This is a genomic window from Paenibacillus whitsoniae (genome assembly GCF_003955665.1).
In the GTDB taxonomy this organism is placed as follows: domain Bacteria; phylum Bacillota; class Bacilli; order Paenibacillales; family NBRC-103111; genus Paenibacillus_E; species Paenibacillus_E whitsoniae.
In genome coordinates, this window is record NZ_RXHU01000034.1 from 235,465 (window position 1) to 251,415 (window position 15,951).

Here is a 15,951-nt window from a genome sequence, read left to right on the forward strand (position 1 = left end):
ACAAGTCTCCCGACCTGTCGGTTCCTCTTGCGCCGCTCCCTACTGGGCCGCCGCCGTTTTCAACGCCTGCTCCTCCAGCTTGGCTCGCATCTCTTCCTTGCGCTTCGCACGCTCCTCCGGCTTCAGCCGCGGGCAGGTGTAGCAGTAGTAACCGCCCTCCGTCCGGTGATACATGCAGCAGGAGGTTTTCATGCGAATCTGCTCATCCGGCTGCCCCGGCGCGGCGGGATAATCGACGGTGCAGAAGGTCACATCGAGCGGATTGCGCACACGTCCGAACGGCTCGCCGTCCAGCTCATGCAATGCAAACTTATAGTCTTCCCCAAACTTCTGCGCGATGCTTTCGTGATCGGGCATCTTCTGCAGCGCTTCGTGAAAATAGGGAAATTTCATCGGGAACAATCTCCACAGCTGCGTAATATCCATGTCCGCGGCCGCAGCAATCACTTCAACAATCGGTCTCATGACATTCCCGTACCAGTGGCGCAACTGCTGTTCCCGCCACAGACTGCGCTGACCGGAGAGCGGACCTTCCAGCTCGACGATTTCACTGAGGACATAGCGGAACTCCGCGTACCCCCGTTCATGCTGATAAATTTGCAGCGTCCATCGTTCCGGCGACAAATCAATCCGCGCATCATGCGCCAGCATATAATGAACGGCTGTATTCAGATTGCCCAGTCGGCCGGTCAAGTAAGCCGCAGCAGCTGCCGGCTCCAAAGCCTTCATAAGCGGTGCATAAGCAGCTATCGCTTCCTTCATTCCGTCTGCACGCACCAGGCGTCTGCCCTCGATTTCATACAACGGCGCTTCATGAGGCTCTGGCGTAATGCCAAAATGGCGAGCCAATAGCTCTATCATCTCTGTTTTCATTGTACTTCCCCTTTGCACTGTGCTACCAAAACCGATCTCCTGTCATAATCCCATTTTAGCACACTTGAGAACAATTATCATCCTCAATGGGAAGAAGATTTTGGGCAAAAAGAAAGGAGCCGGTCACGGACTTCCCGTGACACAACTCCTAACCGCGGCATATATATCCGCTAAGCTCCAGGAACGACGACCAGTCCGTTAAGCGCATCTGAACCGTCTTTATAGGAAAGTCCGGTAACCATCCACTTGCCGTCCTTCGATCCGACAGTCACCTTTACAGTACCCTCCCCAGCACTCCCCGTCGAGGTCTTCAATTGAAAGGTAACCTTATAGCTAACGCTGCCATCTTCGGCTTTAACGCTGTCCGACACCTGATAGCTGTCGATCCACGGGCTGGAAACACCCGTCACCCAATTAAGCTCTTCATACGTTTTGGCCGTTTGCTTCCGCAGTTCCGCGGAAAGCAGGGCGTATTGTGCGGCTCCGTTGCGGTTCTTCACTCCTTTGGCCCAAGCCTTCACCACTTCATCGGCAGATTCCGGGGCCAAGGCGGCTTGGAGCAAATCAATTTGCCGCTGCAGAGATGCGCGGTCGGGTTGATTGACAATAACCGTCTGTTCAGCTTCCTTCCACTGCACATCGGCCCCCAGCGCTTCGGATACCGCCCGGATCGGTACCATCGTGCTGCCGTCAATGATTTGAGGCGGCACTTCAGGGGTAATCACATTGCCGTTCACAATGAGCTTGAGCCCGCTTGCAGAATACGCAACTCCACTAAACATGGCTAACGCTACGACTGTAGTAAATAACACCGCCGATTTCTTTTTCATACGATACACCTCATTTCTATGACTGATTGGAAACGAACGATCTCACTCAAATAGACGAATCAGATCAAGGTAAGGTTTAGGCTCGATCAGCTTCACTCCCCTTCCATCCATGCCGCAGCCAAATCCATCGCCTTCTTAAAACGCATTCTCCCCTCTGTCATCAAAGCTTGCTTAGCTTTGTCATACTCCCCTTCGAGCATCCATTTGGCGTTCTGGTCCTTAATAATGTCAAACTGCTGCCAGGCTGCTTGGAGCTCCTTGCAGGTGCTGCGATCCTGCTCCGTCGTCACTTGATCCGCAAGCTGCTCAATACAGCGTGCCAATACCGCTTCATTGGCTACCTTTTGCCGGTTCCAGGCCTGAATGCTCTCGATCTCTCGCGACTCAATCATTGCGACCATGACGGCTCGAATGGCCATCGCCGCTTCTATCCATTGATCCACGCTCATCTGCAGCGGGTGACTATCCTCCGGAGGCGGCAGCCTGAATTGGGACACCGAAGACCGCAAAGTTAGACTTTGCAGCGCCGACTCTTGGATGTTCGCGTTAATATCCAGCAAATTTTGCTGCTGAATCTCAACCGAGGCCAGCACTTCTTCACTGCCCGCCGCAACTTGCTGAATCATCGCCGATGTTTGGTTGACAGAATCCGCAATCGATAAGGTGCTGCTCGTAATGCCGGCCAGGCTTTCGTCGACTTCTTTTATCTCACTAACGATTTGCCCGAGAAACGTCTCGACTTTCTGATAGTTGCCAACAGCCGTTTCCAAGGTATGTACCCCCGTTCCAATGGCAGCATCGATCTTGTGAATCGACACACCCAGCACTCCGGCGCTGTCCGCCACTGTACGGATTACTTCTTGAATGTCTGAAGTTCCCTGCTTCGTTTGAACGGCCAGCTTCGTAATTTCCTGTGCAACAACCGCGAATCCCTTTCCATGCTCGCCTGCACGCGCAGCTTCAATATTGGCATTCAGCGCAAGCAGTTGCGTCTGTGAGCTGATTTCTTCAATCACGCTTGTCATGGCAGCAATTTTCGCAATCGCCTGGTTAAGACGAATCATTCGCTCTTGCACTTGGATGCTTTCATCAGAAATGCAGCGCATATGCTCCACGGCGAACAGCATTTCGTTCGATCCCCTGACCACATCACTCGATAGTATTTCCGAGGAACGGACAATTTCTCCGTTTTTTCCGGTTACATCCTGTAAAAAATGGTGAATTCGCTTCATTTCATCCGCAATATCGAAGACATATCCAGAGGCATCCTGCATCCCGACAGCCATTTCACGCATGGTGCTCGTCACGCCTTCCACTTGTTCGGAAATCATCGCCGATCTCGCGCTCGTATCCTCCATCTTACGATGGAGCGCTCGGGAAGAATGATCGACCACACGCACTAATGATTTTAGACTTCGAATCGTTCGATTTACAATCGGTTGCAGACCGGACCTTGGATGAACGGATGCGCTGTATTTGCTTACTCGGAAGTCTCCGTCCGCCAATTGGCTCAGACTGCTTTCAATGTGATGATACTCGCCTGCATGCATGAGTTTAATCATAGGACAGACCTCCAGGAAGGGGATAAAAAAAAGCCACAGAACACCCCTCATAAACGGGGATGTCATGCGGCTCCTTTGCCGATATCGCAATATAAATCGGATAAATATTGGCTGTAGCTATCACGTCGTTGTGCTAGTGAGACTATTATAGATGACACCTGAAATGTCAATATACATAACATAAAATTCACATAGAAATCACCACATATCCCGTCGTCTCTTGAATATATTTAGTAACAAGCCTTATTTCCTCATGCCTGCATCGCGTCCCGCTTACCATAAACGTTTAAGGAGGTGTCCCCATGACAGAGCCCTTATTTATCGTTTCCAGAGAGGATTGGTCGCTGCATCGCAAAGGATACCAGGATCAAACTCGGCATCAAGAGAAGGTAAAGGAAGCCATTAAACAGAACCTCCCCGATCTGGTGACGGACGAGAGCATCATTATGTCGAATGGCAAACAAGTTGTGAAGGTGCCGATCAAAAGTCTGGATGAATACCGGTTTCGGTACAATTTTAACAAAGGGAAGCATGTTGGGCAGGGGGACGGCGAATCGCAGGTAGGAGATGTGCTGGGCACCGATCCGCAGCCGGCGCAAGGCCCCGGCAAAGGCGAAGGCGCAGGCGATCAGGCCGGCGAGGATTATTATGAAGCGGAAGTGAGCATGGAAGAACTGCAGGCCATGCTGTTCTCCGAGCTCGAGCTGCCGAATCTGCAGAAAAAAGAGAAGAAAAATATGACGACGACGGAAGTCATTTTTAACGATATTCGCAAAAAGGGCATCATGTCCAACATTGACAAGAAGCGGACGATTCTGGAGAATATGCGTCGCAACTCCCGCACTTCCTCGCCGGGCATTCATCACATTTCCCCGGACGATCTCCGGTTCAAGACGTGGGAAGAAGTCGAAAAGCCGCATTCCAATGCGCTGATCATTGCGATGATGGATACCTCGGGGTCCATGGGCTCTTTTGAAAAGTACATAGCCCGCAGCTTCTTCTTCTGGATGACCCGCTTCCTGCGCACCAAATACGAGAACGTCGAGATCGTCTTCATCGCCCACCATACGGAGGCGAAAGAGGTCACGGAAGAAGAATTTTTCACCAAAGGCGAAAGCGGCGGCACCATCTGCTCTTCGGCGTACCAGACGGCACTCGATATTATCGACAAGCGCTACCCCCCGTCGCAATTCAATATCTATCCGTTCCATTTCTCGGACGGCGACAACCTGACCTCGGACAACGAGCGCTGCGTCAAGCTTATTACCCAGCTCATGGAGCGCTGCAATATGTTCGGCTACGGCGAAGTCAACCAATATAACCGCAGCTCAACGCTGATGTCGGCCTTCCGCCACATTAACAATCCGAAGTTTATGCATTATGTCATTCGGGAAAAAGGCGAAGTCTACAAAGCGCTCAAAACTTTCTTTACCAAGCAGGAGAGCGTGCCTGCGAATTGAAAACACTCCCGTTAACTCCCCTTACCGATTCATGCTATAATGTGGACATGAATCGGTGAGAAGGGAGAGTGGAGGGCGTGCAGGTTGCCTTTCGAACAGCAGAAGACTTAAGCTCGGCCGTGGATGCCGTGTTTCGCGAAATCCCCGTGCTGCTGTATCACAAACTCGATGCTGTCGCCCCCTACCCCGGGTTCCAAAGCCATAATGGGATTGAAATGTATTATGTCGAGAGCGGTCAAGGCTTGTATTTGGTCGGGGACGAAACCTATAACCTGGAGCCCGGCACGCTTATGATCATCCGCCCTTTTACTTTGCACAAAGTGCTGCAAACCGATGCGAATTTCAATATATGCCGCAGTGTGCTCATGTGGAAAGAAGAATTTCTGTTGGAGAATTGGCCCTCTCAGGAGCCTTTCCCGTTAGCGCACATGCCGGCGGACTGCTGCCGTGTTGCTTTTGAACCGGGGCAGCAAAGCCGGATCAGCGGGATTTTAAGCCATATCAACAATGAATGGACCGAGAGGCAGCCTGGTTATTTGCCGGTGATCCGCTGCCTGATCCAAGAGCTGCTCCTGCTCGCCTATCGCCGCCATCAGCAGGCGGAGCAAGAGCTGACACTTCCTCCTGCCGCGCAGTTCCCGCAGGAAATTTCCTACCTGGTGCAGTTCATCTCCGGACATTTTCAAAGCGAGCTAACGCTGGAGGAACTGAGCAAGCTGGTGCATATGAATCCTTCCTATCTCAGCTCGCTGTTTCACAAGCATGTCGGACTTACGATCACTAAGTTCATTGCCGTCAAGCGTATTCATTACGCCAAGAAGCTGCTTCGGGAGACGGAGATGCCGATCGCGGACATTGCCTATCAATGCGGTTTTAACCACCCTACCTATTTCACCAAAACGTTTAAAAAGCAGGAGCCGATGTCGCCTGCGGCTTATCGCAAAGCCCATGGTTCCATTGGAAGAGCGTAACCATGTCCGGACATGTACCTGGAACAAGCCAAAGAACCCATGCTTCTCGCGCATGAGCTCTTTGGCTTGTTTCGGCTGCGGCTGCACCTAGCTGACTATCGCCGCCATACTTCCGGATTCAGCAGATTCTCCGGCCGTTCCCCGCGCAGCACCGCTGCCATATTGGCTGCCGCCTTCATCGCCATGGCTGACCGCGTCTGCACGGTGGCGCTGCCGATATGCGGCACCGCCACCACCTGCGGCATACTCAGGAAGGGATGGCCCTGCGGCAGCGGCTCTTGCTCGAACACGTCGAGCCCGGCCCCGGCAATCCGCTTCTCCTGGAGCGCCTCAATCAGCGCCCTCTCATCCACAACACCGCCTCGCGCCGTGTTGATCAGGATGGCATCCTTCTTCATCAGGCTGAGTTCCCGCGCCCCGATCATACCGGACGTCTCCGACGTCAGCGGTGCCTGCAGCAGCACGTAGTCGGAACGCTGCAGCAGCTCGTCCAGACTTACGTACGTCAGCCCTTGCTGCTCCTCATTCGAGATTCGCGTGCGATTGTTGTACAGTACCTTCATTTGAAAGCCGGCGGCTCGCCGAGCAATGGCCTGCCCGATTCGGCCCAGCCCAACAATGCCCAGCGTCGCGCCGAATACGTCCTTCCCCAGCATCAGGCTGGGAAGCCAGCCGTGCCACTGTCCGCTTTTGACATAGTGATCCGCTTCAGGAATACGCCGGGCCGTGGACATCAGCAGTCCGAAAGCCAAATCCGCCGTTGTCTCTGACAGCACATCCGGTGTGTTCGTCGCCGCAATGCCTCTGGCCGTCAGCGCGTCCAGGTCCAAATTGTCGTACCCGACTGCGATGTTGCACACCGCCTTGAGCTTCGGAGCCCGCTCCAGTTGGGTTGCGCGAATTTTGTTGCGGGAATAGGCCATCAGACCGTCGGCCCGCTCCAACCCTTGATAAAACTCCTCTTCCCCCAGCAGCTCCTCCACGTCCCTGTAATCGACATCCGCATCATCGCTCAAATAGCGGATAACCGCCTCTGCATTCGGAATCCGGCTGGGGATAAATACAATCGGTTTACCCATACGCTAGTCCTCCCTCGCTTCTATCCACGTGCTGCCTACCACTCCGCAATTGAGCCGTCTTTGTGCCGCCATACCGGATTGCGCCAGCGGTGGCCTTGCTCCGCCATTTGTTTGACATAGGTCTCGTTCACCGTAATGCCAAGCCCCGGCCCTTGCGGAATTTGCACGTAGCCGTCCTTATAGCTGAATACAGCCGCATCCTCCAGGTAATCCAGCAAATCGTTGCCCTGGTTATAATGAATCCCCAAGCTTTGCTCCTGAATGCAAGCGTTATAGGCCGTCGCGTCCACCTGCAGGCAAGCAGCGAGCGCAATCGGGCCCAGCGGACAGTGCGGCGCAAACGCCACGTCGTAAGCTTCCGCCATCGCCGCGATTTTCTTGCATTCCGTGATGCCTCCGGCATGGGACAGATCCGGCTGAATGATGTCGACATACCCGTCCGACAACAGTTGTTTAAAATCCCACCGCGAAAACATCCGCTCCCCCGTTGCGATCGGCGTGCTCGTATGATTGGCGATTTCCCGCAGCGCCTCATTGTTCTCAGGCAGCACCGGCTCTTCAATGAACATGAGCTTGAACGGCTCCAGCTCCTTGGCGAGCACCTTCGCCATCGGTTTATGTACGCGGCCATGGAAATCGACGCCGATGCCAAAATCCGTCCCCACCGCCTCCCGGATCGCGGCTACCCGCTCCAGCACGCTTTCAATTTTGGCATGGGAATCGATATATTGTAATTCTTCCGTCGCATTCATTTTAATCGCGGTAAAGCCCGCCTGCTTCTTCTCCAGCGCCGCCTGGCCCACATCGGCCGGACGGTCGCCTCCGATCCAGGAATAGACCCGCATGGATTCGCGGCAAGCTCCGCCCATCAGTTGGTGAATCGGCGCCCCGTGGTACTTTCCTTTGATATCCCACAAAGCCTGGTCAATACCCGCAATCGCGCTCATCAGGATCGGGCCACCCCGGTAAAAGCCGGAACGGTACATCATTTGCCAGTGGTCCTCGATGTTTAGCGGGTTTCTGCCGATCAAGCCGTCCATCATCTCCTCGACGGCGGCCTGCACCGTATGCGCCTTGCCTTCAATGACCGGTTCTCCCCAGCCAACAAGACCCTCATCCGTTTCTATTTTCACAAACAACCACCGCGGCGGTACAATATACGTTTCATATCCGGTAATTTTCATACAGCTTGCTCCCTTCGGGTTCACTGATTCATGTGGATGCAGAAAAAGCGTACCATACGACAAAGCCTAACTCCTGTACATATTTTAGCAGTTTGTTGTACGAAATTTAGATGTTTGGCACTTCCAACTCATATCCCCCTCCCCCGGCTCATACAATGTTACGAACCTGAATTTCGTCATCCTACAGCCACCCGGGGTCTGTATTCGGTCGATACATGGAATCTAAGGAGGGAACCGACTTGCACCAGGATGAGATCCAAGCATTAGAGCGGGCCATTGATGAAATTACCGAAATAGCCAAAGGCTTTGGGCTCGACTTTTATCCAATGCGCTACGAAATTTGTCCGGCGGAAATCATATACACTTTCGGGGCCTACGGCATGCCCACGCGGTACAGCCACTGGAGCTTCGGGAAAAATTTTCACCGGATGAAGACGCAATACGATTTTGGCCTTAGTAAAATTTATGAGCTCGTCATCAACTCCGACCCTTGTTACGCGTTCCTGCTCGATGGCAATTCCCTTATCCAAAATAAACTGATCGTCGCTCACGTGCTCGCGCACTGCGATTTCTTTAAGAACAATGCCCGGTTCGCCAAAACGAACCGCAACATGGTCGAAAGCATGTCGGCTACTGCCGAACGCATTCGCCAATACGAGCTGGAGCATGGCATCGATGAGGTCGAGCAATTTATCGACGCGGTGCTAGCGATTCAGGAGCACATCGACCCGGTGCTGACGCTGTCCTACCGGCAGGCGCGCAAGCGCCAGGAGCAGAACCGGCCGGCCGCGCCCCAGCAGCGGATCGAGAATACCTACGGCTACGAGGACCTCTGGGAGCTTGATAACCGAAACAAGCCGAAAGCCGGGCCGGATAAGGACGAAACCAAGCGCTTCCCGGCGCAGCCCGAGAAAGACCTGCTCCTGTTCATCGAGGAGCACGCGCCGTACTTGGAGAATTGGCAGCGCGATATTTTAACCATGCTGCGCGATGAAATGCTCTATTTTTGGCCGCAGATGGAAACCAAAATCATGAACGAAGGCTGGGCTTCCTATTGGCATCAGCGCATCCTGCGCGAGCTTGATCTCACCGAAGAGGAGACGATCGAATATTCCAAGCTCAACTCGTCCGTCGTCGTGCCATCCCGGCATACGCTCAACCCCTACTACCTCGGGATCAAAATTTTCGAAGACATCGAGAAGCGTTGGGACAATCCGACTGAGGAAGAGCAGCGTCTGTTCGGCCGCAAGCCGGGCCAGGGGCGGAGCAAAATTTTCGAAGTGCGCGAATACGAGTCGGACACCTCGTTCATCCGCAACTATTTGAATAAACCGCTCGTAGAAGAGCTGGATTTGTACGTGTTCGAGAAGAAAGGTCCAGAATGGAAGATAACGGATAAATCGTGGGAGAACGTGCGGGATCAACTGTTCAACTCGCGTGTCAACGGCGGCTTCCCTTACATTATGGTGGAGGACGGCGATTACCAGCGGAATGGCGAGCTGTATTTGAAGCACTCTTACGAAGGTGTGGAATTGGATCTCAAATATTTGGAGCGGACACTCCCCTATATTTACAAGCTCTGGGGCAAACCGGTGCATATGCACACGATCGTGGAGGATAAGCCGGTGCTGTTCACGTTTGACGGAAAGAAGCATCATCGGCGGTTTTTATAAGGAGACGGAGGGCATGGTCCGGGGGATCATGCTTTTTCTGCTATTTAAAGTTTCGCTTCATCGCGCCGTGTTTGAACGAAGTGATCACATATCGCTCACCGTTGTCCAACACCTTGTAAGACACAATGTAACGGTCAACTATACAGTAATAGGTGTCGCGGTACTCACGAGAGGGCATCAGCGTTCCCATTTGAACAATCTTGTGCTCCACCCGCCGAAGCAGATTTAATTTATAATTCGATCGTCTCTTGTTTACTGAAATGCTCGCTCTTGATCTGTCGGAATCGATTTCGCGCCGTTTCGGTCCACTGTACGATCAATTACAGCTCACCACGCTTTATAGCTTCAACCATCTCTTCTGTGGAATAGATTTTGCCCAATTTAAGATCTCTTTCGGAATCCTCAATCATTTGTCTGATTTCCGGATCGGAATCGAACTCATCAACCGGACTAAAAACTTCATATTCCAAGCCAGCAATACGGATGAATTCTTTGTGATTTTTCCAGTACGAATCGATAACTGTACCGTCTGGTGCTCTCAGGCTGAATTGCATAATTTTCGCCTCCTAAAATGTTTTCTTTTGAAACCATGACTTCTTAAGCATATTCTATGCTTTGAATTATACCACAATTGGTGCTGGTGCAGCATAATGAGCTGCATAAATGCCTATCATTACGGGAAGCTTTTGATCAACATGGTTGTCTGCAAAAAAATTCAGTTCCCCCTCTTGAACCTTACGTAACGTAATGAATTACAATAAACACAACAGCAGGGCATTACACAGGACATCAGGCAAAAAATCGATTCAAATAAATTCGAAATCAGAGGAGAAGCGATCATGAGAAAACTCGTATTATTTATGCATATGTCACTGGATGGGTATGCGTCAGATTCGAATGGGGGATTGGGTTGGATTCCGTACAATGAGGAATTTGAGAAATACGCCGAAGAGGTCGTAGCCGAAGTCGGTTCACCCGTTTACGGACGTACAACGTATCAGTTAATGGAAGGCTATTGGCCAACGGTGCTGGACGATCCAAATGCCTCGCAGCACGATTTGGAGCATGCTAAATGGGTGCAGGATGTTCAGAAAATCGTCATTTCCAGCACGTTGGACAAGGCGGAATGGAACAATACGATACTGATCAAGGACAATATCGCAGAGGAAATCAAGGCGCTCAAGGAGCAGCCTGGCCAAAATCTCGTTATCTTCGGCAGCCCGGGAGCTGCAAAAACGCTGCTCGAGCTCGGCCTGATCGACGAATTCCTGCTGACGATTTGTCCGGTCGTCCTGGGCAGCGGAAAATCCGTATTCGACGGCATTGAGAAAATCAAGCTCAAGCTGCTGTCCAGCCGAACGTTCAAGTCGGGCATTATCGCGACCCGCTATGCGTTGGAGAAGTAAGCCTGCGACCTCCATCACTTAACTCGGCGTAACTAACTGAACAAATAGTGCGTTCTTGTCCCTTTCCCCCTCCTCCCGTATACTGGCATCAAACACCGGTATGAGAGGATGAATGGACCATGAAGTATAGAAATTTAGGGCGCAGCGGGTTAAAAGTAAGTGAAATTTCCCTGGGCAGCTGGCTGACCTACGGCACCGCAGCCGAGCAAAAAGCCGCAGACGCCTGCGTAGCCAAAGCATTCGAAAGCGGCATCAACTTCTTTGATACCGCCAATGCGTATAACCGCGGTGAGGGCGAAAAAGCGATGGGCGCCGCGCTTCGCAGCTACGATCGCTCCTCCTACGTGCTGTCCACGAAGGTGTACTTCCCGATGGGCGACGGCCCGAACGATCGCGGCCTGTCCCGCAAGCACATCGTCGAGCAGTGCAACGCGAGCCTGAAACGGCTCGGCGTCGACTATATCGACGTCTACTTCTGCCACCGCTACGACGTGAACACGCCGCTGGAGGAAACACTCTGGGCGCTCGACGATCTCGTCGCGCAGGGCAAAATCCTCTACCCCGCTGTCAGCGAATGGACAGGCGCGCAAATTACCGAGGCGGCTGCGATCGCCGATCGTCTCCGCTTCCGGCCGCTAATTTCGAATCAGCCGATCTACAACATGTTCGAGCGCTACATCGAGCGCGAGGTACTGCCCGTATCGGAAAAGAAAGGCCTCGGCCAAGTCGTCTTCTCGCCTCTGGCGCAAGGCATTCTGACCGGCAAATACAAGCCCGGTCTAGAGCTGCCAACCGACAGCCGCGCGGCGAACAGCCGGGTGAACAGCGTCATCAAGAGCTACTTGAACGACGCTGTACTCGGTACCGTGCAGGACCTAAGCCAGCTCGCTCAGAACCTCGGCATCTCCGTCGCCCAGCTCGCCATCGCTTGGGTGCTGCGTCAACCGGGTGTCAGCACGGCGCTGATCGGGGCAACGAAGCCGGAGCAGATCGAAGAAAACGTCAATGCGATCGACGTTGAACTGAACGCCGATACTTTGGAACAGATTGAAGAGATTTTGAAACAAGTGGCGAGCTTCTCGCCGACGCGATAACGTCCATTCCCCAGAGCAGCTGCGTGAACCGTAGCTGCTTTTTCCGCTTCCTTTTCCCTCTCATGTGAGATAGACTAAGAATGGAGGGAGGAAACCTAACATGACTAAACCACTGATTGGCATTTTGCCACTCTACGACACAGAAAAAGAAAGCTACTGGATGCTCCCCGGGTATATGCAAGGCATCGAGGACGCCGGAGGCATCCCGGTCATGCTGCCGCTGACGACGTTGCTGCGTTAGCCCGATCGTTCGACGGCTTCCTGTTCACCGGCGGCCACGATGTGAACCCGCGGCTCTATGGAGAGAGACAAGAACCATTTTGCGGCGAATTGTGTGAAGAACGTGACGAGATGGAAGCTCGTATTTTTGAAGAAGTGCTCGCGCTGGACAAACCCGCTTTCGGCATCTGCCGCGGTCTGCAGTTGTTTAATGTCCTGCTCGGCGGCACACTCTATCAGGATTTGCCGACCCAGCGAACCGTGGAACGCACCGTGCTGCACAAACAATCTCCTCCCTATTGGGAGCCCGCTCACCAGGTTCATATTTCCCAAGGAACACTACTCTATGACATCATACAGCAAGGCTCCGTGCCGGTTAACAGTTACCACCACCAAGGCATCAAAGAACTCGCCGCTCCGTTGACAGCGGTCGCCGTCGCCGATGACGGACTGATCGAAGGTGTTACGTTACCTGACAAAAAATTCGTGTTAGCCGTCCAATGGCACCCCGAATTCAGCTATCCCACAAGCGATTTTAATTTTGCGCTGTTGAAGTCATTTGTGCGGCAGGCAAGCCGCTAATGTTAACAAAGCCTGCGTATCTCGCAGGCTTTGTCGTTTATTTTTCCACTCTCGGCTTGGTCGGATCGCAATTCGGTGCCTCCACCTGCGCGCTTTGGGAAAGCTTCAATAAATAGTAGCATTCCTCCCGGTACATATGATCCGGCACGAGCGGGTTCAATCTACTCAAGAGCTCCGAGCTTAGGTCAATCTCATCCAGTTCCTTCAGAAACGCCATAAAAATTATCATTTCTGCATTGACATCATCATGGAACCTCGCAAGAGCCGGGAATTCGCGCCTCATCGTCCGCGTAAATCCAGCCAACTCAATCGCTTTCAGGTAAAACCCTTGAAAATGTTTTTCAAACTGCTTGCTCTTCTTCAGTAGACGCTTCTCCACCGCATCAAGCTCCATGGCAATCGAAGCCGCATGGCCACCTGCATCCGGGAGCCACAGCAAGTCGTGGTGCAGCGCTTCATAGATCGGTACCGGTTTCCCTTCGAGCAGAGCTGTCAATATCCGCACATATTCCTCCAGCTCATTGACCATATGATTGATGAAGGTGGGGGTTAAGCCGATCTGAACTTTGCCCACCAGCATCCGGTCTAACAGACCGAGCTTGAATGTCCGCAAGCTGATCGTCAAGGCATACGCCTGTTGATTGATGGTGACCAGTACACCGCTCGACTCCGTGGTTCGGGCTTGCGCCAGAAGCTGATCAAATTGCGTAATAAATTGCTGTGCAATTTGAATGTCCGCGACTTCTTTAGGCGGCAGTGCGTTCTCAATAAACCGGGCATGATCCCCTAGAATTTGCAGCCAAAATCGATGCTCGAACCAGGCTGACGCCGTCATAGCTGACCATCACTCCTCTCCTATCCTCCTCCCAACTATATGAAGGACCGTCACCGTTCATGAAAAAAGCCGCTCATCAGCTGAGCGGCCTTCCCTTTATTCCCATTTAAACGTAAACGTCGAAATGACGAAACACACAACCAGCCAGATTGCCAGCATCCCGAGCTGCGGCCACAGCTCCCCGATGCCTGCGCCGACATTCATCACTTGGCGGAGCGCCGTACTCAGCTGCGTGATTGGAATGGACTTCACGATCGGCTGCAGAAACTCAGGCATGCTCGATACCGGAAAGAACACGCCGCCCAGGAACATAAGCGGGAACGACAGAATCCCCGCAATCGGCCCGGCGCTTTCCGGCGTTTTCGCGACACCGGCGATGATGAAGCCGAGGGACATGAACGTGAGCGTCCCCATCACGATGATCAGGAAGATCAGCCACCAGGCGCCGTTCATCTGCGTCCCGAATATCAGCGCGCCGACGAGCAGCACGATCAGCGACTGAATTACGCTGAGGATTAGACGCGCGGTGATCTGCGCCGCGATGAACGTCGAGGCGGTCAGCGGCGTGCTTTGCATCCGGCGGAGCACCCCGCGCTCACGCCAGGAGGCAATTTGACCTGCAACCCCGTTCAGGTTGTTCGACATAATCATCATCGCGAGGATACCCGGCACAAGGAAATCGATATAGCGCAGGTCGAGCGACTGCACACCCACTGGCTCAATCCCGACAATCGGCACGTAGTTGGTCAGCTTTTTGGACACGCCGTCCGCCACTTGCCCGACCACTTGGACGCCGATGCTGGAGCTCATTTGATTGGTCTGATCAAAATACACCTGCAAGAGATGCGCCTTGCTGCTATCTGCGCCCTTTTGCTCTACCGCTGTGCCATAGTTTTTGGGGATCACCACGACCAGCTTCTGATCGCCGTGCTTCAGCTCCTCAAGGCTTGAATCCAGATCGCCCGTTTTCTTCAGCTTCAGCGCGCTGTTGCCCAGCAAAGCCTCCACCATCACAGCGGAAGCGCTGCTGTTATCCTGATCGATCAGCGAGCCGCTTAAATCGACGTCAGTGCCTTTTCCCAGAAATGAGCCCAACATAATCATGAAAAACAACGGCATAAACAGAGTAAAAAACAACACCTGCCGATTTCGCACAAAAAAGCGCAGCTGACTCAGCGTCAATTGAAGATAAGCTTTCATTCTTCTTTCAAGCTCCTTCCCGTCATCGAAATGAACACGTCCTCCAGCGTCGCCGTACGCGTCTGCAAATCAGCGAGCTCCATACTGCCGGCCGCGCTTCTCTCGATGAGATCGATGAGCGAGGTTTGCAGGTTGTCGGTGTAGAGCACATACACATCCTTACGGATGTCTACGCCTTTGACCTCGCGAATGCTGTGCAGTTCCTCAAGCATACGTGTGCGGCCCTCTTCGCTCTCGTCTGCTCCCTGCAAGCGAAACTCTATTGCACTGTCGGACTGCAACCTTCGTACGAGCTCCCGCGGTGTATCCAATGCCACGACTTTTCCCTGATCCATCAAGCAGATCCGGTCGCAAAGCACATGTGCCTCCTCCATATAGTGCGTGGAGAGGACAATCGTCTTGCCGCGTTCTTTGAGGCGGAGAATGATGTCCCAGAGCGTGCGGCGCGCCTGTGGATCAAGGCCTGTCGTCGGCTCATCCAGGAAGATGACTTTCGGATCGTTAAGCAAGGCGAGCCCGATGGCCAGCCGCTGCTTCTGCCCGCCGGACAAGTGTTTGACCCGGCCTTTTCTTTTTTCCGTCAGCGTCATATCCTCAAGCAGCGGCTCAATCGGCACCGCATTCGGATAAAAGCTCGCGTACATCCGCATAATTTCCTCCACCGTCAACAGCTCGAACAGTGAGGTCGATTGCAGTTGAACGCCGATCACCTCTTTGACTTTGATCAACGCCTTCTGCGTATCGTAGCCAGCCACAATCGCACGCCCGCCGTCAGGCTTGCGCAGGCCTTCTATCATTTCCATCGTCGTCGTTTTGCCGGCGCCGTTGGGCCCAAGCAGTCCGAATACTTCCCCTTGAAAAACTTTGAAATTCACTCCGCGAACCGCTTGGAAAGAGCCATAGCTTTTTACCAACCCGTCCGCTTCAATGACAACCTGAGAGGAGTCCACAATGCCACACCCTTTGCTTCCAAAATTTATCAT

16 protein-coding genes are annotated in these 15,951 nt (G+C 53.0%); 7 read left to right on the forward strand and 9 right to left on the reverse strand.

Annotated features, from left to right (window positions below):
* Nucleotides 1–39: 39 nt before the first annotated feature.
* From EJQ19_RS13425 to EJQ19_RS13435, 3 genes are all read right to left on the reverse strand, one after another.
* Nucleotides 40–873 carry a (2Fe-2S)-binding protein gene (locus tag EJQ19_RS13425; protein ID WP_126141732.1) on the reverse strand — a complete coding sequence of 278 codons (834 nt, stop codon included), beginning with the start codon at nt 871–873 and terminating at the stop codon, nt 40–42.
* 170 nt (nt 874–1,043) lie between these two features.
* On the reverse strand, nt 1,044–1,703 hold the full coding sequence (locus EJQ19_RS13430) for a copper amine oxidase N-terminal domain-containing protein (RefSeq protein WP_126141733.1): 660 nt from the start codon (nt 1,701–1,703) through the stop codon (nt 1,044–1,046).
* Nucleotides 1,704–1,795: 92 nt separating this feature from the next.
* Nucleotides 1,796–3,265, reverse strand: coding sequence for a methyl-accepting chemotaxis protein (locus tag EJQ19_RS13435; protein WP_164716534.1), 1,470 nt, complete (start codon nt 3,263–3,265; stop codon nt 1,796–1,798).
* Between the two features lie 302 nt (nt 3,266–3,567).
* On the opposite strand from EJQ19_RS13435, the gene yhbH reads away from it, so the two are divergent.
* Both yhbH and EJQ19_RS13445 read left to right on the forward strand, forming a co-directional pair.
* Nucleotides 3,568–4,725, forward strand: a complete 1,158-nt coding sequence (gene yhbH, locus EJQ19_RS13440) for a sporulation protein YhbH (protein ID WP_126141735.1) — start codon at nt 3,568–3,570, stop codon at nt 4,723–4,725.
* A gap of 77 nt (nt 4,726–4,802) precedes the next feature.
* Complete coding sequence (locus EJQ19_RS13445) at nt 4,803–5,696, forward strand: AraC family transcriptional regulator (protein WP_126141736.1); 894 nt, start codon at nt 4,803–4,805, stop codon at nt 5,694–5,696.
* A gap of 95 nt (nt 5,697–5,791) precedes the next feature.
* Here the strand turns inward: EJQ19_RS13445 and EJQ19_RS13450 are convergent, their stop codons facing one another.
* Nucleotides 5,792–6,775 carry a 2-hydroxyacid dehydrogenase gene (locus EJQ19_RS13450; RefSeq protein WP_126141737.1) on the reverse strand — a complete coding sequence of 328 codons (984 nt, stop codon included), beginning with the start codon at nt 6,773–6,775 and terminating at the stop codon, nt 5,792–5,794.
* Between the two features lie 35 nt (nt 6,776–6,810).
* Complete coding sequence (gene dgoD, locus EJQ19_RS13455; RefSeq protein ID WP_126141738.1) at nt 6,811–7,959, reverse strand: galactonate dehydratase; 1,149 nt, start codon at nt 7,957–7,959, stop codon at nt 6,811–6,813.
* A gap of 239 nt (nt 7,960–8,198) precedes the next feature.
* Between dgoD and EJQ19_RS13460 the strand changes: the two genes are divergently transcribed.
* Nucleotides 8,199–9,632: a SpoVR family protein gene (locus EJQ19_RS13460; protein WP_126141739.1), complete on the forward strand. Its 1,434-nt coding sequence runs from the start codon at nt 8,199–8,201 to the stop codon at nt 9,630–9,632.
* A 320-nt stretch (nt 9,633–9,952) separates the two neighbouring features.
* Here the strand turns inward: EJQ19_RS13460 and EJQ19_RS13465 are convergent, their stop codons facing one another.
* The gene (locus EJQ19_RS13465; RefSeq protein ID WP_126141740.1) at nt 9,953–10,186 is read right to left on the reverse strand and encodes a hypothetical protein; all 234 of its coding nucleotides are present in this window, start codon (nt 10,184–10,186) and stop codon (nt 9,953–9,955) included.
* A gap of 285 nt (nt 10,187–10,471) precedes the next feature.
* Here EJQ19_RS13465 and EJQ19_RS13470 point away from each other — a divergent pair, with 285 nt between their 5' ends.
* From EJQ19_RS13470 to EJQ19_RS13480, 4 genes are all read left to right on the forward strand, one after another.
* A complete protein-coding gene (locus EJQ19_RS13470) occupies nt 10,472–11,038 on the forward strand; it encodes a dihydrofolate reductase family protein (RefSeq protein WP_126141741.1) in 567 nt (188 codons plus the stop codon).
* A gap of 119 nt (nt 11,039–11,157) precedes the next feature.
* On the forward strand, nt 11,158–12,132 hold the full coding sequence (locus EJQ19_RS13475; protein WP_126141742.1) for an aldo/keto reductase family protein: 975 nt from the start codon (nt 11,158–11,160) through the stop codon (nt 12,130–12,132).
* 100 nt (nt 12,133–12,232) lie between these two features.
* Nucleotides 12,233–12,373, forward strand: coding sequence for a gamma-glutamyl-gamma-aminobutyrate hydrolase family protein (locus EJQ19_RS32535; protein ID WP_241242887.1), 141 nt, complete (start codon nt 12,233–12,235; stop codon nt 12,371–12,373).
* Between the two features lie 20 nt (nt 12,374–12,393).
* Nucleotides 12,394–12,933, forward strand: coding sequence for a gamma-glutamyl-gamma-aminobutyrate hydrolase family protein (locus tag EJQ19_RS13480; RefSeq protein ID WP_241242895.1), 540 nt, complete (start codon nt 12,394–12,396; stop codon nt 12,931–12,933).
* Between the two features lie 37 nt (nt 12,934–12,970).
* Here EJQ19_RS13480 and EJQ19_RS13485 read toward each other — a convergent pair whose 3' ends face one another.
* From EJQ19_RS13485 to EJQ19_RS13495, 3 genes are all read right to left on the reverse strand, one after another.
* Nucleotides 12,971–13,768 (reverse strand): DUF2935 domain-containing protein, encoded by a 798-nt coding sequence (locus EJQ19_RS13485; protein ID WP_126141743.1) that lies wholly within the window; start codon nt 13,766–13,768, stop codon nt 12,971–12,973.
* Between the two features lie 96 nt (nt 13,769–13,864).
* Nucleotides 13,865–14,968, reverse strand: coding sequence for an ABC transporter permease (locus EJQ19_RS13490; protein ID WP_126141744.1), 1,104 nt, complete (start codon nt 14,966–14,968; stop codon nt 13,865–13,867).
* Complete coding sequence (locus EJQ19_RS13495) at nt 14,965–15,951, reverse strand: ABC transporter ATP-binding protein (protein WP_126141745.1); 987 nt, start codon at nt 15,949–15,951, stop codon at nt 14,965–14,967. The genes EJQ19_RS13490 and EJQ19_RS13495 overlap by 4 nt, the downstream gene beginning before the upstream one ends.